The 20,506-nt window shown below is 58.0% G+C and carries 19 protein-coding genes; 14 read left to right on the forward strand and 5 right to left on the reverse strand.

All coding sequences use genetic code 11. The features are described 5' to 3' along the window. Positions 1 to 124: 124 nt before the first annotated feature. Positions 125 to 1,819 carry a lactate permease LctP family transporter gene (locus LOY55_RS03725; protein WP_109787585.1) on the reverse strand — a complete coding sequence of 565 codons (1,695 nt, stop codon included), beginning with the start codon at positions 1,817 to 1,819 and terminating at the stop codon, positions 125 to 127. A 263-nt stretch (positions 1,820 to 2,082) separates the two neighbouring features. Here LOY55_RS03725 and LOY55_RS03730 point away from each other — a divergent pair, with 263 nt between their 5' ends. Continuing rightward, the gene (locus tag LOY55_RS03730; protein ID WP_046031912.1) at positions 2,083 to 2,850 is read left to right on the forward strand and encodes a GntR family transcriptional regulator; all 768 of its coding nucleotides are present in this window, start codon (positions 2,083 to 2,085) and stop codon (positions 2,848 to 2,850) included. A 125-nt stretch (positions 2,851 to 2,975) separates the two neighbouring features. Here the strand turns inward: LOY55_RS03730 and smpB are convergent, their stop codons facing one another. Then, on the reverse strand, positions 2,976 to 3,458 hold the full coding sequence (smpB, locus tag LOY55_RS03735) for an SsrA-binding protein SmpB (protein WP_028623113.1): 483 nt from the start codon (positions 3,456 to 3,458) through the stop codon (positions 2,976 to 2,978). Positions 3,459 to 3,576: 118 nt separating this feature from the next. On the opposite strand from smpB, the gene LOY55_RS03740 reads away from it, so the two are divergent. Genes LOY55_RS03740 through LOY55_RS03750 form a run of 3 tightly spaced genes read left to right on the forward strand, consistent with a single transcriptional unit; the run spans position 3,577 to position 5,729 of the window. Then, positions 3,577 to 4,980: a sodium-dependent transporter gene (locus tag LOY55_RS03740; protein WP_109787586.1), complete on the forward strand. Its 1,404-nt coding sequence runs from the start codon at positions 3,577 to 3,579 to the stop codon at positions 4,978 to 4,980. A gap of 7 nt (positions 4,981 to 4,987) precedes the next feature. Next, a complete protein-coding gene (locus LOY55_RS03745; protein ID WP_046031914.1) occupies positions 4,988 to 5,422 on the forward strand; it encodes a type II toxin-antitoxin system RatA family toxin in 435 nt (144 codons plus the stop codon). Continuing rightward, a complete protein-coding gene (locus LOY55_RS03750) occupies positions 5,415 to 5,729 on the forward strand; it encodes an RnfH family protein (RefSeq protein WP_109787587.1) in 315 nt (104 codons plus the stop codon). The genes LOY55_RS03745 and LOY55_RS03750 overlap by 8 nt, the downstream gene beginning before the upstream one ends. A 61-nt stretch (positions 5,730 to 5,790) precedes the next feature. On the opposite strand, the gene LOY55_RS03755 is transcribed toward LOY55_RS03750, so the two are convergent. Continuing rightward, positions 5,791 to 6,318: an outer membrane protein assembly factor BamE gene (locus LOY55_RS03755; protein WP_109787588.1), complete on the reverse strand. Its 528-nt coding sequence runs from the start codon at positions 6,316 to 6,318 to the stop codon at positions 5,791 to 5,793. Between the two features lie 97 nt (positions 6,319 to 6,415). Here LOY55_RS03755 and fur point away from each other — a divergent pair, with 97 nt between their 5' ends. Continuing rightward, positions 6,416 to 6,820 (forward strand): ferric iron uptake transcriptional regulator, encoded by a 405-nt coding sequence (fur, locus tag LOY55_RS03760; RefSeq protein ID WP_003197684.1) that lies wholly within the window; start codon positions 6,416 to 6,418, stop codon positions 6,818 to 6,820. Between the two features lie 75 nt (positions 6,821 to 6,895). Here fur and recN read toward each other — a convergent pair whose 3' ends face one another. After that, positions 6,896 to 8,569 carry a DNA repair protein RecN gene (recN, locus tag LOY55_RS03765; RefSeq protein WP_046031917.1) on the reverse strand — a complete coding sequence of 558 codons (1,674 nt, stop codon included), beginning with the start codon at positions 8,567 to 8,569 and terminating at the stop codon, positions 6,896 to 6,898. A 240-nt stretch (positions 8,570 to 8,809) separates the two neighbouring features. Here recN and grpE point away from each other — a divergent pair, with 240 nt between their 5' ends. The 8 genes from grpE to LOY55_RS03805 all read left to right on the forward strand — a co-directional run bounded on the left by grpE (position 8,810) and on the right by LOY55_RS03805 (position 19,282). Next, the gene (grpE, locus tag LOY55_RS03770; RefSeq protein ID WP_046031918.1) at positions 8,810 to 9,376 is read left to right on the forward strand and encodes a nucleotide exchange factor GrpE; all 567 of its coding nucleotides are present in this window, start codon (positions 8,810 to 8,812) and stop codon (positions 9,374 to 9,376) included. A gap of 102 nt (positions 9,377 to 9,478) precedes the next feature. Then, entirely contained in the window at positions 9,479 to 11,395 is a 1,917-nt protein-coding gene (dnaK, locus tag LOY55_RS03775; RefSeq protein WP_007942898.1) for a molecular chaperone DnaK, read from the forward strand. A 297-nt stretch (positions 11,396 to 11,692) separates the two neighbouring features. Next, positions 11,693 to 12,817 (forward strand): molecular chaperone DnaJ, encoded by a 1,125-nt coding sequence (gene dnaJ / locus LOY55_RS03780; RefSeq protein WP_046031919.1) that lies wholly within the window; start codon positions 11,693 to 11,695, stop codon positions 12,815 to 12,817. A 9-nt stretch (positions 12,818 to 12,826) separates the two neighbouring features. Further along, on the forward strand, positions 12,827 to 13,633 hold the full coding sequence (gene dapB / locus LOY55_RS03785) for a 4-hydroxy-tetrahydrodipicolinate reductase (protein WP_223522699.1): 807 nt from the start codon (positions 12,827 to 12,829) through the stop codon (positions 13,631 to 13,633). Between the two features lie 259 nt (positions 13,634 to 13,892). Beyond that, entirely contained in the window at positions 13,893 to 15,029 is a 1,137-nt protein-coding gene (gene carA / locus LOY55_RS03790; RefSeq protein WP_046031921.1) for a glutamine-hydrolyzing carbamoyl-phosphate synthase small subunit, read from the forward strand. Positions 15,030 to 15,148: 119 nt separating this feature from the next. Beyond that, complete coding sequence (carB, locus tag LOY55_RS03795) at positions 15,149 to 18,370, forward strand: carbamoyl-phosphate synthase large subunit (protein WP_109787592.1); 3,222 nt, start codon at positions 15,149 to 15,151, stop codon at positions 18,368 to 18,370. Between the two features lie 2 nt (positions 18,371 to 18,372). Beyond that, the gene (gene greA / locus LOY55_RS03800; RefSeq protein WP_046031963.1) at positions 18,373 to 18,849 is read left to right on the forward strand and encodes a transcription elongation factor GreA; all 477 of its coding nucleotides are present in this window, start codon (positions 18,373 to 18,375) and stop codon (positions 18,847 to 18,849) included. A 28-nt stretch (positions 18,850 to 18,877) separates the two neighbouring features. Continuing rightward, positions 18,878 to 19,282, forward strand: a complete 405-nt coding sequence (locus LOY55_RS03805) for an MFS transporter (protein WP_109787593.1) — start codon at positions 18,878 to 18,880, stop codon at positions 19,280 to 19,282. A 9-nt stretch (positions 19,283 to 19,291) separates the two neighbouring features. Here the strand turns inward: LOY55_RS03805 and LOY55_RS03810 are convergent, their stop codons facing one another. Beyond that, complete coding sequence (locus tag LOY55_RS03810; protein WP_046031924.1) at positions 19,292 to 19,600, reverse strand: YhbY family RNA-binding protein; 309 nt, start codon at positions 19,598 to 19,600, stop codon at positions 19,292 to 19,294. Positions 19,601 to 19,701: 101 nt separating this feature from the next. On the opposite strand from LOY55_RS03810, the gene rlmE reads away from it, so the two are divergent. Continuing rightward, the gene (gene rlmE / locus LOY55_RS03815) at positions 19,702 to 20,331 is read left to right on the forward strand and encodes a 23S rRNA (uridine(2552)-2'-O)-methyltransferase RlmE (protein ID WP_109787594.1); all 630 of its coding nucleotides are present in this window, start codon (positions 19,702 to 19,704) and stop codon (positions 20,329 to 20,331) included. Positions 20,332 to 20,506 lie beyond the last annotated feature (175 nt).

The following is a 20,506-nucleotide window of genomic DNA, read 5'->3' on the forward strand; positions in this document are numbered from 1 at the left end:
ATCCGTCCGCTGAGGCTGCTGAATATAGAGAGGGAAGCTTTCAGCAGCCTTGCAGACCGGGTTGTGAATTGCTGACGCCGGAATCGTGGTCCGGCGTCGGTTTTTGCTTTTTAACGTGTAGTACTTAGTGCACCAGCATGCCGGTGAACCAGTAGGCCTGGGCCAGGGTGATCAAGCCGACTATCGTTGCAAAGAATAGGCTGTGCTTGAGGGTGAAGCGGAACAGATCCGATTCCTTGCCCACCAGACCGGTCGCGGCGCAGGCCACGGCGATCGATTGTGGCGAGATCATCTTGCCGGTCACGCCGCCACTGGTGTTTGCCGCCACCAGCAACACATCGTTGACGCCGATCTGGTGCGCGGTGGTTGCTTGCAACGAACTGAAGAGTGCGTTGGAGGAGGTGTCGGAACCGGTCAGGAACACGCCCAGCCAGCCGAGGAACGGCGAGAAGAACGGGAACGCTGCACCCGTCGCCGCCAGCACCAGAGCCATGGTCGAAGACATGCCCGAGTAGTTGGTGACGAAAGCGAACGCCAGCACCATGCCGATGGACAGGATCGGCCAACGCAGTTCGTAGAAGGTCTCTTTCAAAGTGGTCAGACCAGTTTTGATGTTGATCTTCAGAACCAGCATCGAGATCAGCGCAGAGAAGAAAATCGCCGTGCCGGTCGCGGAAATCGGGTCAAGTTTGAACACCGCCGGAATGGCAGTCGGCGCCGCCACGATCGGAGCAACCTTGATCACCATTTGGTCCAGGTGCGGAATGGCGAAGTTGAATACGAAGCTGTACATCGAACCGCCAGCAGCGAACATGGCTTTGAACGGTTTCAGGGTCCAGATGGTGACCAGTACGGTGAGGATCAGGAACGGTGACCAGGCTTTGAAAATTTCACCGAGGCTGTAAGGCGAGGCCACGGTGGTGCGCGGTTGACCGAAGCCGCCGGCGCTGGCGGTCACCACGGACGCCGAGACGGCACCGACAATGTGTTGGCCCGCGGCGCGTTTCGGCTGCCAGACTTTCAGGAACAGGGTCAGCGAAATCAGGCTGACCAGAGCCGAGGTGATGTCCGGCAGTTCCGGTCCAATGAAGTTGGACGTGAAGTATTGGGTGATGGCGAAGCTCAAACCGGCCACCAGGGCAGCGGGCCAGGTTTCCTTGACGCCGCGCAGGCCGTCCATCATGAACACCAGCCAGAACGGCACGAACAGCGACAGCAGCGGTAGTTGGCGACCGGTCATGGCGCCGATCTTGAACGCGTCGATGCCGGTCACTTGCCCGGCGACGATGATCGGGATGCCCAGGGCGCCGAAGGCTACCGGCGCGGTGTTGGCAATCAGGCACAGGCCCGCGGCATACAGCGGATTGAAGCCCAGGCCAACGAGCAGTGCGGCGGTAATCGCTACCGGCGCGCCGAAACCGGCTGCACCTTCCAGGAAAGCGCCGAAGCAGAAGCCGATCAGCAAAACCTGCAAGCGCTGGTCGTCGGTGATCGACAGTACCGAGCTGCGGATGACTTCAAACTGACCGCTCTTGACCGTCAGTTTGTAGAGGAACACGGCTGCCACAATGATCCAGGCGATGGGCCAGAGACCGTAGGCGAAACCATAACCGGCGGCGGCGAACGCCATGTCGACCGGCATCTGGAAGGCAAAAATCGCCACGGCGATGGATAACGCCAGGGTGATGCTGCCGGCCACATGACCTTTGAGGCGGAACACCGCCAACGCCAGGAAGAAAAACACGATAGGGATGACGGCTGCGAGGGCGGAGACGCCGAGACTGCCGAGCGGGGTGTAGAGCTGTTGCCAGGTTTGCATATGGGGTGGCCCCTAATTGTTGTTGGTCAGGCACTGGGCAGCGTTTTTGGTTAATTGGTAATACCAATTTACAATCGCTGTTGGCTAGGGTAAAAGCCTTATGCGCGGCGTGTCAATTTGCCGCCCTAAAACTTTTGTCGAATAAGCCGTGTGCAGCGCATCGGATCGGTTTGATCGAGCGTCGTCTTGCCAGATGCTGGCGTCGCGCCAATAGGCCAGAATAGAGATCCCGGCAAGCTGTCGGGATCGTGGAGAATTGAGTTATGGGGTTTGATCAGATTCGTCAGCGCCGTTTGTCTGACGATATTGTCGAGCGGCTCGAAGGGATGATCCTGGAAGGCACGCTGAAGCCTGGTGAGCGCTTGCCGGCCGAGCGCACGCTGGCTGAGCAGTTCGGTGTGTCACGCCCTTCATTGCGCGAGGCGATTCAGAAGCTGGCGGCCAAGGGTTTGCTGGTCAGTCGCCAGGGCGGTGGCAATTACGTCGTCGATTCGTTGGGGTCGACCTTCAGCGATCCATTGCTGCAGCTGTTGGAAAATAACCCTGAGGCGCAACGCGATCTATTGGAGTTTCGCCACACGCTGGAAGCGTCCTGCGCTTACTACGCGGCCTTGCGTGCCACCGATGTGGACCGTGAGCGGCTGACGGCCGCGTTTGATGAGTTGCAGGACTGTTATTCGCGTCACGATGACGTCAGTCGGGCTGAAGAGGGTGCGGCAGATGCGAAATTTCACCTGGCGATTGCCGAGGCCAGTCATAACGCGGTGTTGCTGCACACCATTCGCGGGCTGTTCGATCTGCTCAAGCGCAACGTGGTGACCAATATTGGCGGCATGTACAAGCAGCGCACCGAAACCCGCGACATGCTGATCACGCAGCACCGGGAGTTGTACCTGGCGATTATCGAGGGGCGGGCGGAGCAGGCGCGGGAAGTCTCCAGCCGGCACATTTTGTATGTGCAGGAAGTGCTGGAGGAAGTGCGTCAGGAAGTGCAGCGCATGGCTCGGGCGGAGCGGCGCAAAGGGATGTAGTCTGATCGTTCCCACGCTCCGCGTGGGAATGCATCCCGTGACGCTTCGCGTCACAAGGCGGACGCAGAGCGTCCATTGCTGCATTCCCACGCAGAGCGTGGGAACAATCAACTCAAGGCAAAGAGTTAGTCTTCCTTGCCCTTGTTGCGCACCGCACGCTGCAACTCGCGACCGGCGTCGCGCTCGCGTTCGGTATCACGCTTGTCGTATTCCTTCTTGCCCTTGCCCAGTGCGATCTCGCACTTGACCATGTGCTTACTCCAGTACCAGGACAAGCATACGCAGGCATAACCTTTCTGTTGCACGGCCGCGGCGAGCTTTTCCAGCTCGCGGCGGTTGAGCAGCAACTTTCGGGTGCGGGTCGGGTCAGCAATGACGTGGGTGCTGGCGGTCATCAGGGGCGTAATGTGGCTGCCAAGCAGCCAGGCTTCGCCATCCTTGAGCAGCACGTAACTGTCGACCAGTTGCAGCTTGCTTGCCCGCAGACTTTTTACTTCCCAGCCGGCCAGGACCAGACCAGCCTCGAACCGATGTTCGATGAAGTAATCGTGTCGCGCCTTTTTGTTCTGCGCGATGGTCCCTGTTGGGTGTTTCTTCTGTTTAGCCATAGGGGCGGCATTATAGGGAGTTGCGCGCGAGTCGGCTACGGTATCGCTACGTGCTTGAGCAGGTTGATTGAATCCCGGACAATGCGGCCTCTTTTTTGAACGCTTGGGCGTGATAACGATGTCGACAGACAAGGTTTCTGTCCACGGCAGTTGGGCTAGCCGCTGGGTCTTCATACTCGCCGCGACCGGTTCGGCCGTGGGCCTGGGTAGTATCTGGAAATTCCCGTACATGGTCGGCGTCTATGGCGGCGGCGCTTTCGTGCTGATGTTTCTGGCCTGTATCGCGCTGATCGGTGTGCCGGTCATGCTGGCCGAAACCCTGATTGGTCGTCGCGCCCGGCAAAGTCCGGCCAACGCCTTGAAGGTGTTGGCGCTTGAAGCAGGGCATTCGGCCAAATGGTCGTGGGGCGCATTTGCCGGGATGATCACGGCGTTGCTGATCCTGTCGTTCTACAGTGTGGTCGGTGGCTGGTCGCTGGATTACATCATCGACATGGGGCGAGGCGACTTCCAGGGCGTGACGGCTGACCAGGTCGGCGCGTACTTCGGCAATGTGATCGCCGATCCTTGGCGCCTGACACTTTGGCACACGATTTTCATGCTGTTGTCTGCCGTGGTGATCGCCAAAGGCGTGGTCGCCGGGCTTGAGCGCAGCTTGCGGATCATGATGCCGCTGCTGTTTGTGATGGTCATCGTGCTGCTGGGTTACAGCATGACCACCGGCCACTTCATGGAAGGCGTGCATTTCATGTTCGACTTCCACCCGGAAAAAGTACTCGACGGTTTACTGCCTGCCATGGGGCACGCGTTCTTCTCGCTGAGCGTCGGTGTCGGTTCGATCATGATCTATGGCGCCTACATGCCAAAGCATTCGTCGATTTCCGGCACCGTCGTGGGCGTGGCGCTGCTGGATACGTTCGTTTCGCTGGTGGCCGGCCTGGCATTGTTTCCGATTGTGTTCGCAGCGGGCTTGAACCCGAGCGAAGGCCCTGGCTTGATGTTCGTCAGCCTGCCATTTGCTTTCGGCAACGTAGCGTTTGGTCAGTTGATGGGCGTAGTGTTCTTCGTGCTGGTTGCGGTTGCTGCCTGGAGTTCGGCGATTTCGCTGCTTGAGCCCATGGTGGCTTACCTGGTTGAACGCACCAAAATCCGCCGCGCCTGGGTGACGTTCTGGTTGGCTTTCTCCTGCTGGTTCGTCGGTCTGGGTACCGTGTTTTCCTTCAATATCTGGAAGCAAGCCAAGTTTTTCGTGAACGATGGCGGGATGTTCCACCTCTACCAATGGGGGGCGACCGGTGGTCTGGACTTCTTTGGTGTGATCGATTTCTTTACCTCACGGATCATGTTGCCACTCGGTGGTTTGTGTTTCGTGGTGTTTGCGGGCTGGATCATGGGGCGTGAAGCGGTGCGCGACGAGTTGTCGATCCGCAGCCCGATGCTGTTCGGTCTGTCCCTGTTCTTGATGCGCTATGTGGCGCCCATCGGCATTCTCGTAGTGTTTGCCGCCCAGCTGTGGAAGTGACGCTGACATGACGACGCATATTCAACGTTCGGCCTTGCTGCCGTATCCGGCACAAGCGCTGTATGACCTGGTCAACGACGTAGCGCGTTACCCCGAGTTTCTGCCGTGGTGTTCGGCCGCCGAAGTGCTGGAAATTTCGCCTGAGTACATGCGTGCCAGCGTGGGTGTGGCCAAGGGCGGCCTCAGCCAGCATTTCGTCACCAGAAATACTCTGGTGCCGGGGCAATCGATCGAAATGAACCTCGAGGAAGGTCCTTTCACCCAATTGCACGGCGTGTGGGTGTTCAAGTCGCTGACTGAGAAGGCCTGCAAGATCAGTCTGGACCTGTCGTTCGACTACGCCGGGCCGATTGTTCGCGCAACGTTGGGGCCTTTGTTCAATCAGGCGGCCAACACGCTGGTGGACGCGTTCTGCCAGCGCGCCAAGCAGATACATGGTTGAGTCGGTGATTGAGGTCGAAGTGGTGTATGCCGCCGTGGATCGCCAGGTATTGCTCTGCGTAACGATGCCAGCAGCATCGACGGTGCGAGCCGCCGTGCAATGCTCAGGCATTGGCGCAGCGTTTCCGGAACTGGATCTGGCGGCTTGCCCTGTAGGGATTTTCGGCAAGGTCGTCGCTGATCCGGACAGTCGACGGGTTCTGGCTGGAGATCGCATCGAGATCTATAGGCCTTTGCTGGCCGACCCGAAGGAGGTTCGCCGGTTGCGCGCAGCCAAGGCTGCCGAGGCCAAAGCCCGGAATCAGTGATTCGGTCAAACGCCAGACAATAAAAAACCCGGTAATTCCGGGTTTTTTATTGCGTCGCAAATTATTGCGGCGTGGTGTCCAGCGGTTCTGGCGTCGGGACTGGAACGGTTTCTACACCGTCGACGTCCTTCTGGATCTGATCCAGCAACGAACCAGGCTTGGCCGGTTTTTCCGGTTTCGGCTTCTCGACATTTTCAACTGGCGCAGTGACTGTGGTGCCTTTGTCCTTGCCGAGAATGGCTTCGTCGCGGCTCACGCCTGGCATGAAATCACCAGAGAGGCTGACAAGCTGGTCATTTGGGTTGAAGATAACGCTAATGCGTTCCTGTTGGCGTTCACCGCCACCCGGTTGCAGGCTGTACAGATAATCCCAGCGATCGGCATGGAACGTGTCAGTCAACAGAGGGTTGCCCATGATAAACCGTACTTGCTTGCGGGTCATTCCCGGGCGTAACTGGTCTATCATGTCCTGCGTGACGACATTGCCCTGCTGGATGTCGATTTTGTAAACCCCGGGGAATGAACAACCGGCGAGTGCGAGCAGTCCCACAAAGGTGAAACTGGTTAGCAAGAGCTTGGTGTTTTGCATCGGTGGGCGACTTCCACTATCTTGGCTGGGACAACGTAAACGCCGATCATACCCGCATTAAGAGAAGCTGCGAAGCAGCATCGCGAGAAAGCTGACCATGGTTGAAAATAGCGAACTACGCAAAGCCGGCCTCAAAGTGACCCTGCCAAGGGTCAAAATTCTGCAAATGCTCGATTCCGCCGAGCAACGCCACATGAGTGCCGAAGATGTTTACAAGGCGCTGATGGAGGCTGGTGAGGACGTCGGTCTGGCCACGGTTTACCGTGTACTGACTCAGTTCGAGGCAGCTGGCCTTGTGGTGCGGCACAACTTCGACGGAGGCCACGCGGTCTTCGAACTGGATGACGGCAAGCATCACGACCATATGGTCAACGTCGAAACCAGCGAAGTGATCGAATTCTTCGACGAAGAAATCGAGCGCCTGCAGAAAGCCATCGTCGACAAGTATGGTTTCGAGATGGTTGATCACAATCTGGTGCTGTACGTACGCAAGAAAAAGTAAGCATGTCGCGCGAATTTCAGATTCGCGAAACGAACGAAGGCGACCCCAGGGTCGCCTTCGTGCTGTCTGCTGTTCCTAAATTTTTGCGGTAACAACCATTTTTTTCGCGTGTGCCAGAGATTCCTTGGTGAGGTCGATGCCTCCCAGCATCCGCGCCACTTCTTCGATGCGATCATTTTTGCTCAGCTTGGAGACAGCCGTATGAGTTGCATCCTCGCCCCGCACCTTGTGTACGAACAGGTGTTGGTGACCCTGCGCAGCCACTTGCGGCAAGTGAGTCACTGTCAGCACCTGCCCCCGCTCCCCAAGTCGACGCAGCAGTTGGCCGACGATTTCGGCGGTCGGACCACCGATACCCACGTCCACTTCGTCGAACACCAGTGTTGGTACGCGTGAGGTTTGTGCGGTGATCACCTGAATAGCGAGACTGATCCGCGACAGTTCGCCACCCGAAGCTACTTTGGCCAAGGCTTTCAATGGCTGTCCAGGGTTGGCGCTCACCAGCAGTTCTACCTGTTCGAGCCCGTTGGGTAACAGCTCATCGCTGCTGTTGGGTCGTAGTTCGATGGTGAAGCGGCCCCCCGGCATGCCCAGTCGCTGGATTTCCTGCTCCACGGCGCTGGCCAGGCTGCTCGACGCCTGATGGCGCAAGTCACTCAGTTCACGCGCGCGCTCCTGATAATGACGGGCATAGGAGGCCAGCTCATCGCTGAGCCGCTCGATGGATTCGTCGTTGGCATTCAGGGTTTCGATTTCATCCAGCAGCCGTTGCTGCATCTCCGCGACTTCGGTCGGCTGGATGCGGTGCTTGCGTGCCATGGTGTAGATCGCATCCAGGCGTTCTTCCAGGTATTGCAGTCGCGCCGGGTCGGCGTCGAAGTTGTCGAGGAAGCGGTTCAGCTCGCCCACGGCTTCTTCTACCTGGATTTGTGCGCTGGTCAGCAGGCTGCTGGCTTCGCCCAGGGCGCCGATTGAATTGTTCACGCTCGAAAGACGGTTGAGGCTGGCGGTCAGGGCGTTCAGGACGTTGCCGGAATCACTTTCGCTGCATTGCTCGACGACTTGTCGGCAGATGCCCAGCAGGGTTTCGGCGTTGGTAAGGTTCTTGTGTTCCTGCTCCAGTTGTTCCAGCTCGTTTTCGCCGAGGCCGAGGTTTTCGAGTTCTTCGAGTTGATAGCTGAGCAATTGATGGCGAGCGCGCTGCTCGTCGCCGGAGTTGGAAAGGCGTTCGAGCTCCTGGCGCGTCTGGCGCCAGCGCTGGGCAGCCAGTTGTACCTGGCGGGCAAGGTCCGTGGCTCCGGCGTACTCGTCGAGGAGGCGGCGGTGGGTGTCGGTCTTGAGTAGCGATTGGTGTTCGTGCTGGCTATGGATGTCGATCAGCAACTCGCCCAGGGCCTTGAGGTCGCCGAGAGGGCAGGGCGTACCGTTGATGTAGCCGCGGGAGCGGCCTTCGGCAGTGATGACTCGACGCAGGATGCAGGGACCATCGCTTTCGAGGTCGCGCTCGGCGAGCCAGGCACTGGCTTCCGGAATATCAACAAGGTCGAAGGTGGCCAGGATGTCAGCCTTGTCTGCGCCTGGGCGGACCACGCCGCTGTCGGCGCGGTCACCCAGAGTCAGGCCCAGGGCGTCGAGCATGATCGACTTGCCAGCGCCGGTTTCCCCGGTGATCACGCTCATCCCGCGATCGAGTTCGAGATCGAGATGTTCAACGATGGCGTAGTTATGTACGGACAGGTGCACCAGCATAAAGGCCGCTCCCAGGCTTTAGGTCTGGTTATTTATACAGTGTTTTATTTGTGCCTGACAATGGCCTCGCTTGGCTCGATTTGCTTGGCCTGACGAAATGCCCGGTGCGTCGGGTAATCGCAATGCAGCGCTTTTTGTAAGGGTAATCGCAAGAATCCCCTTGAAGCTGGATTTTGCGGCCCCATATACCGGGACAGAAGCGCGAGTTGAGCTCGCGGACGATATTGAAAGGAGAAATCTATGGCTGACGAACAGACAGTGGATACGCAAAATCTAGACGCCGATCAGGCTCCACAAGCTTCGGGCGATGACCTGACGGCTCGTGTACAAGTGCTCGAAGAGCAACTGGCAGGCGCGCAGGATCAGGCTTTGCGTGTAGCCGCCGATCTGCAGAACGTCCGCCGTCGCGCCGAGCAGGATGTAGAAAAGGCTCACAAATTTGCCCTGGAGAAATTCGCGGGCGATTTGCTGCCGATCATCGACAGCCTTGAGCGCGGTCTGGAGTTGTCCAACCCGGACGACGAAAGCATCCGTCCAATGCGCGAAGGCATCGAGCTGACCCTGAAAATGTTCCAGGACACCCTGAAGCGTTATCAGCTGGAAGTGATCGATCCGCATGGCGAACCGTTCAACGCTGTTCAGCATCAGGCAATGGCCATGCAGGAAAGCGCCGATGTCGAGCCGAACAGCGTGCTCAAGGTGTTCCAGAAGGGCTATCAGCTCAATGGCCGCCTGCTGCGCCCGGCCATGGTCGTGGTCAGCAAGGCGCCTGCGCCAGTTTCGCCTTCGATTGATGAGCAGGCTTGAAAATGGCCGCAAGGCCCCCATTTATAAGTCAAGCGTTTAAGTGCTACCGCAGTTAGCCACCACTGCTGCGGCAACCAAATCCAAAGTTTCGGGAGAGTGAACATGGGCAAAATTATCGGTATCGACCTGGGGACCACCAACTCCTGCGTCTCCGTACTTGAAAACGGCGTAGCCAAAGTTATTGAAAACGCTGAAGGCGCGCGTACCACGCCGTCGATCATCGCTTACGCCAACGATGGCGAAATCCTCGTTGGCCAGTCGGCCAAGCGTCAGGCTGTGACCAATCCGCACAACACCTTGTATGCGGTGAAGCGTCTGATCGGTCGTAAGTTCGACGAAGAAGTCGTACAGAAAGACATCAAGATGGTCCCTTACAAAATCGCCAAGGCTGACAATGGCGACGCGTGGGTAGAAGTGAACGGCCAGAAAATGTCGCCGCCACAAATCTCGGCTGAAATTCTGAAGAAAATGAAGAAGACCGCCGAAGACTACCTCGGCGAGCCAGTGACTGAAGCGGTCATCACCGTTCCGGCCTACTTCAACGACAGCCAGCGTCAAGCCACCAAAGACGCCGGCCGCATCGCGGGTCTGGACGTAAAACGTATCATCAACGAACCAACCGCAGCCGCTCTGGCTTACGGTATGGACAAGGCGAAGGGCGATCACACCGTGATCGTTTACGACTTGGGCGGCGGTACTTTCGACGTTTCCGTGATCGAAATCGCTGAAGTCGATGGCGAGCACCAGTTCGAAGTATTGGCCACCAACGGTGACACGTTCCTGGGCGGTGAAGACTTTGACATTCGTCTGATCGACTACCTCGTTGACGAATTCAAGAAAGAAAGCGGCATGAACCTCAAAGGTGACCCGCTGGCCATGCAGCGCCTGAAAGAAGCCGCTGAAAAAGCCAAGATCGAGCTGTCCTCTGCTCTGTCGACCGACGTGAACCTGCCGTACATCACTGCAGACGCCACCGGTCCGAAGCACTTGAACGTGAAGATTTCTCGCGCCAAGTTGGAAGCACTGGTTGAAGACCTGGTTCAGCGCACCATCGAGCCTTGCCGCATCGCTCTGAAAGACTCCGGTATCGACGTTGGCGCAATCAACGACGTGATCCTGGTAGGCGGTCAGACCCGTATGCCACTGGTTCAGAAACTGGTAACCGAGTTCTTCGGTAAAGAAGCTCGTAAAGACGTGAACCCGGACGAAGCTGTTGCCATGGGTGCTGCTATCCAGGGCGCGGTATTGGCCGGTGACGTCAAAGACGTTCTGCTGTTGGACGTCAGCCCGCTGACCCTGGGTATCGAAACCATGGGCGGCGTGATGACCGCGCTGATCGAGAAAAACACCACGATTCCTACCAAGAAATCGCAAGTGTTCTCGACTGCCGATGACAACCAGGGCGCTGTGACCATTCACGTGCTGCAAGGTGAGCGTAAGCAAGCGGCTCAGAACAAGTCCTTGGGCAAGTTCGACCTGGCCGACATTCCACCAGCACCACGTGGCGTGCCACAAATTGAAGTGACCTTCGACATCGACGCCAACGGCATTCTGCACGTAGGCGCCAAAGACAAGGCCACCGGCAAGACTCAGTCGATCGTGATCAAGGCCAACTCCGGTCTGTCCGAGGAAGAAATTCAGCAGATGATTCGCGATGCTGAAGCCAACGTCGACGCAGACCGCCAGTTCGAAGAGCTGGCAACCGCTCGCAACCAGGGCGATGCGCTGGTTCACTCGACTCGCAAAATGGTCGCTGACGCTGGCGATAAAGTGACTGCCGAAGAGAAGACTGCGATCGAAGCTGCTGTTGTTGCTCTGGAAGCCGCTGTCAAAGGCGACGACAAAGCTGCAATCGAAGCCAAGGTTGAAGAACTGTCGAAAGTCTCTGCTCCAGTGGCGCAGAAGATGTACGCCGAACAGGCTCAGCCTGCTGAAGGCGCGGCACCGCACGACGAAAAAGCTGAAAAGGCTGACGACGTTGTCGATGCCGAGTTCGAAGAAGTCAAAGACCACAAGTAAGTTGTTGGTCGCCCGGTTGACTGCCTTTAGGCGGTGACTGGTAGGATGTCGCCGCGCGGGAGCTTGCTCCCGCGTTGGCGTGTCTGGAATACGCGAATTTTTACAGCATGCGACAGCGTTCGCGTGCTGCTGGTATGGCCGGGAATGCTCCTGCTTTTCGAGCCGCAAGTACCGCAATGAATCAAAGACCAGGATCGTTGAATTGACGTGAGTTGGGTCCGGGCCTGTATTGGGGCTCAACGAGTTTGGCAAGGCTCAGGAGAGGTTTGCCGAACGTCCTCAAGAGTGCAAAGACTTATGACAAAGCGTGACTATTACGAAGTATTGGGTGTTGAGCGTGGCTCAAGCGAAGCAGACCTGAAGAAGGCCTACCGCCGCTTGGCGATGAAGCATCACCCGGACCGTAATCCCGATGACAAAGCGTCGGAAGAAATGTTCAAAGAGGCTAACGAAGCCTACGAAGTGTTGTCCGATTCCAGCAAGCGCGCGGCCTACGACCAGTACGGTCATGCCGGTGTCGACCCGAGCATGGGTGGCGGCGGTGCCGGTTTTGGCGGTCAGAACTTCTCCGACATCTTTGGCGATGTCTTCAGTGACTTCTTCGGTGGCGGTCGCGGCGGTTCCCGTGGCGGTGCCCAGCGCGGCAGCGACCTGCGTTACACCCTGGAACTGAACCTGGAAGAGGCGGTGCGCGGTACCACCGTGAACATCCGCGTTCCGACGCTGGTCAACTGCAAGCCGTGCGACGGCTCGGGTGCCAAGAAAGGCTCCTCGCCAGTTACCTGCCCGACTTGCGGCGGTATCGGCCAGGTCCGCATGCAGCAGGGCTTCTTCTCGGTGCAGCAGACCTGCCCGCGTTGCCATGGCCAGGGCAAAATCATTTCCGACCCGTGCAACTCCTGCAACGGCGAAGGCCGTGTTGAAGAGTACAAAACCCTTTCCGTGAAAGTGCCGGCCGGTGTCGATACCGGTGACCGCATTCGTCTGTCCGGCGAAGGCGAGGCGGGCGCTCAGGGTGGGCCGACTGGCGACCTGTACGTGGTGATCAATGTGCGCGAGCACGCGATCTTCCAGCGTGATGGCAAACACCTGTTCTGCGAAGTGCCGATCAGTTTTGTCGATGCGGCGTTGGGCGGTGAGCTGGAGATTCCGACCCTTGATGGTCGAGTCAAACTGAAGATCCCTGAGGGGACCCAGACCGGCAAGCAGTTCCGCGTTCGCGGCAAAGGCGTGGCGCCAGTGCGTGGCGGCGGTGCGGGTGATCTGATGTGTCGTGTCGCGGTCGAAACCCCTGTCAATCTGGGTCGTCGTCAGCGTGAATTGCTGGAAGAGTTCCGTAGCTCCCTGGCAGACGACAACAGCCATTCGCCGAAAACCACCGGTTGGTTTGAAGGCGTGAAGCGCTTCTTCGGCGATTTGTAAGGAGTCGGCATGCGACGTATAGCTGTGATGGGCGCTGCCGGGCGCATGGGCAAAATCCTGGTCGAGGCCGTGCAGCAGCGCGCGCCGCTGACCGGTCTGACGGCGGCCATCGTGCGCCCCGGCAGCACGCTGATTGGTGTGGATGCCGGTGAGCTGGCCTCGCTGGGGCGTATTGGTGTGCCGTTGTCCGGCAATCTGGATGCGGTCGCTGACGAGTTCGATGTTTTGATCGACTTCACGCTCCCGGAAGTCATGCTGAAAAACCTCGCGTTCTGCCGCAAGACCGGCAAGGCCATGGTAATCGGCACTACCGGGCTGGATGCGGCGCAGAAGCAGTTGCTGGCTGAGGCGGGCAAGGAGATTCCGATCGTGTTCGCGGCCAATTTCAGTGTTGGCGTGAACCTGTCGCTGAAGTTGCTCGACATGGCCGCACGTGTGCTGGGTGATGAGGCGGATATCGAAATCATCGAAGCGCATCACCGACACAAGATCGACGCACCTTCAGGCACCGCGTTGCGCATGGGTGAAGTGATCGCCAGCGCCTTGGATCGTGATCTGCAAAAGGTCGCGGTCTATGGTCGCGAAGGTCATACCGGTGCGCGTGAGCGTGAAACGATCGGCTTTGCCACTGTTCGCGGTGGTGATGTGGTTGGCGATCACACGGTGCTGTTCGCCTGTGAGGGCGAGCGTCTGGAAATCACGCATAAAGCGTCCAGTCGCATGACCTTCGCCAAAGGCGCGGTGCGAGCGGCGTTGTGGCTGGATGGTCGTGAGCCAGGCCTTTACGACATGCAAGACGTGCTCGATCTGCGTTAAGATGCGCCCGAAATCGGGTTCAAACACAGTGTTTGAGCCCGGTTTTACACCGCCAAGCGACATCCTGTCGCATTCTCCAGCCTTTCGGGCTCATTGGCGGTAGACCAAAAATGCCTTTTTCTGTAAGCTACAGCTTTAGTGTGTCCACTAAAAGCGCGCAGAATAATTCAGTGAAGAAGCGGGGTGACGTGTCCATACGTCACTCCGCTTTTTTACAACCTGCGATCGCCCTTTCAGGCTTTATTTACGGGAGGTCTTCTTGACTAAGCCAGCCATACTCGCCCTTGCTGATGGCAGCATTTTTCGCGGCGAAGCCATTGGAGCCGACGGTCAAACCGTTGGTGAGGTGGTGTTCAACACCGCAATGACCGGCTATCAGGAAATCCTTACCGATCCTTCCTACGCCCAACAGATCGTTACCCTGACCTATCCGCACATCGGCAACACCGGCACCACGCCGGAAGACGCCGAATCCGACCGCGTCTGGTCCGCTGGCCTGGTCATCCGTGACCTGCCACTGGTTGCGAGCAACTGGCGTAACACGATGTCCCTGTCCGATTACCTGAAAGCCAACAACGTTGTGGCTATCGCCGGTATCGACACCCGCCGCCTGACGCGCATCCTGCGTGAGAAAGGCGCACAGAACGGCTGCATCATGGCCGGTGACAACATTTCCGAAGCCGCCGCCATCGCCGCTGCACAGGGTTTCCCTGGCCTCAAGGGCATGGACCTGGCCAAAGTCGTCAGCACCAAAGAGCAATACGAATGGCGCTCGACGGTCTGGGATCTGAAAACCGACAGCCACGCGACGATCGAAGCCTCCGAGCTGCCGTACCACGTGGTCGCCTACGACTACGGCGTCAAGCTGAACATCCTGCGCATGCTGGTCGAGCGCGGTTGCCGCGTGACCGTGGTGCCAGCACAAACTCCGGCCGCAGACGTTCTGGCGATGAAGCCGGACGGCGTGTTCCTGTCCAACGGTCCTGGTGACCCTGAGCCGTGCGACTACGCGATTCAGGCGATCAAGGATGTGCTGGAAACCGAGATTCCGGTCTTCGGTATCTGCCTCGGTCACCAACTGCTGGCCCTGGCCTCTGGCGCCAAGACTCTGAAAATGGGTCACGGCCACCACGGTGCCAACCACCCGGTCCAGGACCTGGACAGCGGTGTGGTGATGATCACCAGCCAAAACCACGGTTTTGCGGTAGACGAAGCGACCCTGCCAGCCAACGTCCGTGCGATCCACAAATCGCTGTTCGACGGCACCCTGCAAGGGATCGAGCGTACCGACAAGAGCGCCTTCAGCTTCCAGGGTCACCCGGAAGCCAGCCCTGGCCCGAACGACGTAGCGCCATTGTTTGATCGCTTCATCAATGAGATGGCCAAGCGACGCTGATCGCTCACCTTTATTGGTGCAAGGCTTGAGGGCGGTCCCGACACCGGCGGTCCCCTCAAGGCTTCAAAGATTGAACAAGACGGCTTGCCGACTGACCTGCGGATTTGAGTGACAAACCCATGCCAAAACGTACAGACATTAAAAGCATCCTGATTCTCGGCGCTGGCCCGATCGTTATCGGCCAGGCCTGCGAATTCGACTACTCCGGCGCCCAGGCCTGTAAGGCCCTGCGCGAAGAGGGTTACCGCGTCATCCTGGTGAACTCCAACCCGGCGACCATCATGACCGACCCGGACATGGCCGACGCGACTTACATCGAGCCGATCAAGTGGCAGACCGTTGCCAAAATCATCGAGAAAGAGCGTCCGGATGCGCTGCTGCCAACAATGGGCGGCCAGACCGCTCTGAACTGCGCACTGGACCTGGAGCGCGAAGGCGTCCTGGAGAAGTTCGGCGTAGAGATGATCGGCGCCAACGCGGACACCATCGACAAGGCTGAAGACCGTTCTCGCTTCGACAAGGCGATGAAGTCCATCGGCCTGGACTGCCCGCGTTCGGGTATCGCCCACAGCATGGAAGAAGCCAACGCCGTTCTCGAGCGCCTGGGCTTCCCGTGCATCATTCGTCCTTCCTTCACCATGGGCGGCACCGGTGGCGGTATCGCTTACAACCGTGAAGAGTTCGAAGAAATCTGCGCCCGTGGTCTGGACCTGTCTCCGACCAAAGAGCTGCTGATCGACGAATCCCTGATCGGCTGGAAGGAATACGAGATGGAGGTTGTCCGCGATAAGAAGGACAACTGCATCATCGTTTGCTCCATCGAAAACTTTGACCCGATGGGCGTGCACACCGGTGACTCGATCACTGTTGCGCCAGCACAGACCCTGACGGACAAGGAATACCAGATCATGCGTAACGCCTCGTTGGCGGTACTGCGTGAGATCGGCGTGGAAACCGGCGGCTCCAACGTTCAGTTTGGCATCTGCCCGGACACTGGTCGTATGGTCGTGATCGAGATGAACCCGCGTGTATCCCGCTCTTCGGCACTGGCCTCGAAAGCCACTGGTTTCCCGATTGCGCGTATCGCTGCCAAGCTGGCGATCGGCTACACCCTCGACGAACTGTCGAACGAAATTACCGGCGGCGCTACGCCTGCGTCCTTCGAACCGTCCATCGACTACGTCGTGACCAAGCTGCCACGTTTTGCCTTCGAGAAATTCCCGAAAGCCGACGCCCGCCTGACCACTCAAATGAAGTCGGTCGGTGAAGTCATGGCCATCGGCCGGACTTTCCAGGAATCCTTGCAGAAAGCCCTGCGCGGTCTGGAAGTGGGCGTTTGCGGCCTGGACGAGAAGCTCGACCTGAGCAACCCGGAAAGCATGAGCGTGCTCAAGCGCGAACTGACCGTGCCGGGCGCCGAGCGCATCTGGTACGTGGCTGATGCCTTCCGTGCCGGCCTGTCGGTCGAAGACATCTTCGGCATGAACATGATCGATCCGTGGTTCCTGGTACAGATCGAAGATCTGATCAAAGAAGAAGAGAAGGTCAAGACCCTCGGTCTGACCAGCATCGATCGCGACTTGATGTTCCGCCTCAAGCGCAAAGGCTTCTCCGACATGCGTCTGGCCAAGCTGCTGGGCGTGACCGAGAAGGCTCTGCGTCGTCACCGTCACAAGCTGGAAATCTTCCCGGTCTACAAGCGCGTTGACACTTGCGCGGCCGAGTTCGCCACCGACACCGCTTACCTCTACTCGACCTACGAGGAAGAGTGCGAAGCCGCGCCGTCGGGCCGCGACAAGATCATGATCCTGGGCGGCGGTCCAAACCGTATCGGCCAGGGTATCGAGTTCGACTACTGCTGCGTACACGCGGCACTGGCCCTGCGTGAAGACGGTTACGAGACCATCATGGTCAACTGCAACCCGGAAACCGTTTCCACCGACTACGACACTTCCGATCGCCTGTACTTCGAACCGGTTACCCTGGAAGACGTGCTGGAAATCGTTCGCGTCGAGAAGCCCAAAGGCGTGATCGTCCAGTATGGCGGCCAAACCCCGCTGAAACTGGCGCGTGCCCTGGAAGAAGCCGGCGTACCAATCATCGGTACCAGCCCTGATGCCATCGACCGCGCCGAAGACCGTGAGCGCTTCCAGCAAATGGTCGAGCGTCTGAACCTGCGTCAGCCGCCAAACGCCACCGTGCGCAGCGAAGACGAAGCGATTCGTGCTGCCACCAAGATCGGTTACCCGCTAGTGGTTCGTCCGTCCTACGTACTGGGCGGTCGCGCGATGGAAATCGTCTACGAAGAAGAAGAGCTCAAGCGCTACCTGCGTGATGCGGTGAAAGTGTCGAACGACAGCCCTGTGCTGCTCGACCACTTCCTCAACTGCGCCATCGAAATGGACGTGGATGCGGTTTGCGACGGCACCGACGTGGTGATCGGAGCGATCATGCAGCACATTGAGCAGGCTGGCGTTCACTCCGGTGACTCCGCGTGCTCCCTGCCGCCGTACTCGCTGCCTGCTCACATCCAGGACGAGATGCGCGAACAGGTCAAGAAAATGGCCCTGGAACTCGGCGTTGTCGGCCTGATGAACGTTCAGTTGGCGCTGCAAGGCGAAGACATCTACGTCATCGAAGTCAACCCGCGCGCTTCCCGTACCGTACCGTTCGTGTCCAAGTGCATCGGTGTGTCCCTGGCCATGATCGCCGCTCGCGTGATGGCTGGTAAAACCCTGAAAGAAATCGGTTTCACCAAAGAAATCATTCCGAACTTCTACAGCGTGAAAGAGGCGGTGTTCCCATTCGCCAAATTCCCTGGCGTGGACCCGATCCTGGGCCCAGAGATGAAGTCCACCGGTGAAGTGATGGGCGTGGGCGATACCTTCGGTGAAGCATTCGCCAAGGCCCAGATGGGCGCCAGCGAAGTGCTGCCGACCGGCGGTACCGCATTCATCAGCGTGCGTGATGACGACAAGCCACTGGTTGCAGGCGTGGCTCGTGATCTGATCAACTTGGGCTTCGAAGTGGTTGCCACCGCCGGTACTGCCAAGCTGATCGAAGCCGCAGGCCTGAAAGTGCGTCGTGTGAACAAGGTGACCGAGGGTCGTCCGCACGTGGTCGACATGATCAAGAATGACGAAGTCACCCTGATCATCAACACCACCGAAGGCCGTCAGTCGATCGCTGATTCGTACTCCATTCGTCGTAATGCCTTGCAGCACAAGATCTACTGCACCACGACTATTGCTGCTGGCGAAGCTATCTGCGAAGCGCTGAAGTTCGGTCCCGAGAAGACCGTGCGCCGCTTGCAGGATCTACACGCAGGATTGAAGGCATGAGCATAACCAAGTACCCAATGACTGTTCAGGGCGCTCGCGCCCTGGAAGAAGAACATACTCACCTGACCAAGGTCGTCCGTCCGAAGCTCAGCCAGGACATCGGTACGGCCCGCGAGTTGGGTGACTTGAAGGAAAACGCCGAATACCACGCTGCTCGTGAGCAGCAGGGTATGGTCGAGGCGCGTATTCGTGACATCGAAGGCCGGATTCAGAATCAGGTCATCATCGACGTTACGAGCATTCCTCACACAGGCAAAGTGATTTTCGGTACCACCGTTGAGATTGCCAACGTTGAGACGGATGAGCGCGTGACTTACCACATCGTTGGTGAAGACGAGGCTGATTTCAAACTGGGCAAGATTTCGGTTGGATCGCCACTGGCCCGCGCCTTGATTGCCAAGGAAGAGGGTGATGTGGTGGCGGTGAAAACGCCAAGCGGCGTCATCGAGTACGAGATTGTCGAAGTTCGCCACATCTAAAGACCTGCGCCCGCTACGTGCGGGCGCGATGGGTTGGCAGCTGACTCAGATGTTGTGGGTTGGCGGCCTGTGGCTGTTACACATCGGTCTGGCGCCGGCGCTGGGTCAAATAGGCCTGGCGCCGCTGCTGATCGACGAAATTGCAGGCATGCTGAATGCGCTGATGGTGGGATTTGCCGCAGCGTGTGTGATTTTTCAGGCTTTGGTGCTGGTTCAGACCGAGGGCCTTGCCAGTCTATGGCGCGATATTCGCGGGCAACTGCTGCTGGTGGCGCTGTATGCGTGTGCGATGTTTTTCGCGGTGCGCTTTGCTTGGCCGGATGCGGTGCGTTGGCAGGTGTTCAGCTATCTGGTGTTGGGGTTTTCCGGGCTGCTGCTGGTGTTACAACCGGTGCCAGGAGGGAGTGGCAGGGTGCGCGAGGCACACCCTTGACCCTTGTCATCACTTGAAGCGATGGACGTTCGACAGCTGCTTGTTGACGCTGAAGTTCTTGCGGTAAATCAGTGCCATCTTGCCGATGACTTGAACCAGATCCCCTTTGCCAACCTTGCAGAGTTCTGCAATGGTCGCCAGGCGCGATTCGCGATCGAGGATGTTGAGCTTGATTTTGATCAGCTCGTGATCCGCCAAAGCGCGTTCAAATTCGGCTAACACACCTTCAGTCAAACCGTTGTCAGCCACAATCAAAACTGGTTTCAGATGGTGGCCAATGGATTTGTACTGTTTCTTCTGCTCTTGAGTGAGCGGCATAATCTGACCCTTTCGTCTGGATTCTGTAAAATGGCGGCCATTTTACCCGAGGGCTCGTGGATCCGCCCAATTAATCACGACCCTTATCATCGAGGTGCCCAATGGCGCGTTCCAAGACAAGCCTTGGTTGGCTGAAAAGACATGTCAATGATCCCTATGTGAAGCAGGCGCAGAAGGATGGCTACCGCTCGCGTGCGAGTTACAAACTTCTGGAGGTCCAGGAGAAATACAATCTGATCCGTCCCGGCATGAGCGTTGTCGACCTGGGTGCGGCGCCCGGGGGTTGGTCGCAGGTGACTAGCCGTCTGATCGGTGGTCAGGGGCGCCTGATCGCCTCGGACATTCTGGAAATGGACAGCATTCCGGACGTGACTTTCATCCAGGGTGACTTCACCGAGGACGGAGTGCTCGCGCGGATCCTTGAAGCCGTGGGTAATTCGCAGGTGGACCTTGTGATTTCCGATATGGCCCCCAATATGAGTGGTACGCCTGAAGTGGACATGCCAAAAGCCATGTTTCTTTGCGAGCTGGCGCTTGATTTGGCGGAACGGATACTCAAGCCAGGTGGTAATTTCGTGATCAAGATTTTTCAGGGCGAAGGGTTTGATGTTTACCTGAAGGATGCTCGTCGGAAATTCGACAAGATCCAGATGATCAAGCCAGACTCTTCTCGTGGCAGTTCCCGCGAGCAATACATGTTGGCTTGGGGTTACCGCGGGCGTAGTGAGTAAAACGAGGTTTTTTTGGCGGGGCGATAGGTTTTTCGTATTTCGCCCCGTGAGCATTAGCGAATATTGTGTAGAAAGTGTTTCACAAAGGGTTACAGACGGCGCCTGCCAGAGCCGTAGGTAATGTAGTAAGTTAGGCCGGTGAATATCATGCGAAGCGCGCGCCATTAGCGGAGCT

Source organism: Pseudomonas sp. B21-040 (genome assembly GCF_024748695.1).
Taxonomy (GTDB): domain Bacteria; phylum Pseudomonadota; class Gammaproteobacteria; order Pseudomonadales; family Pseudomonadaceae; genus Aquipseudomonas.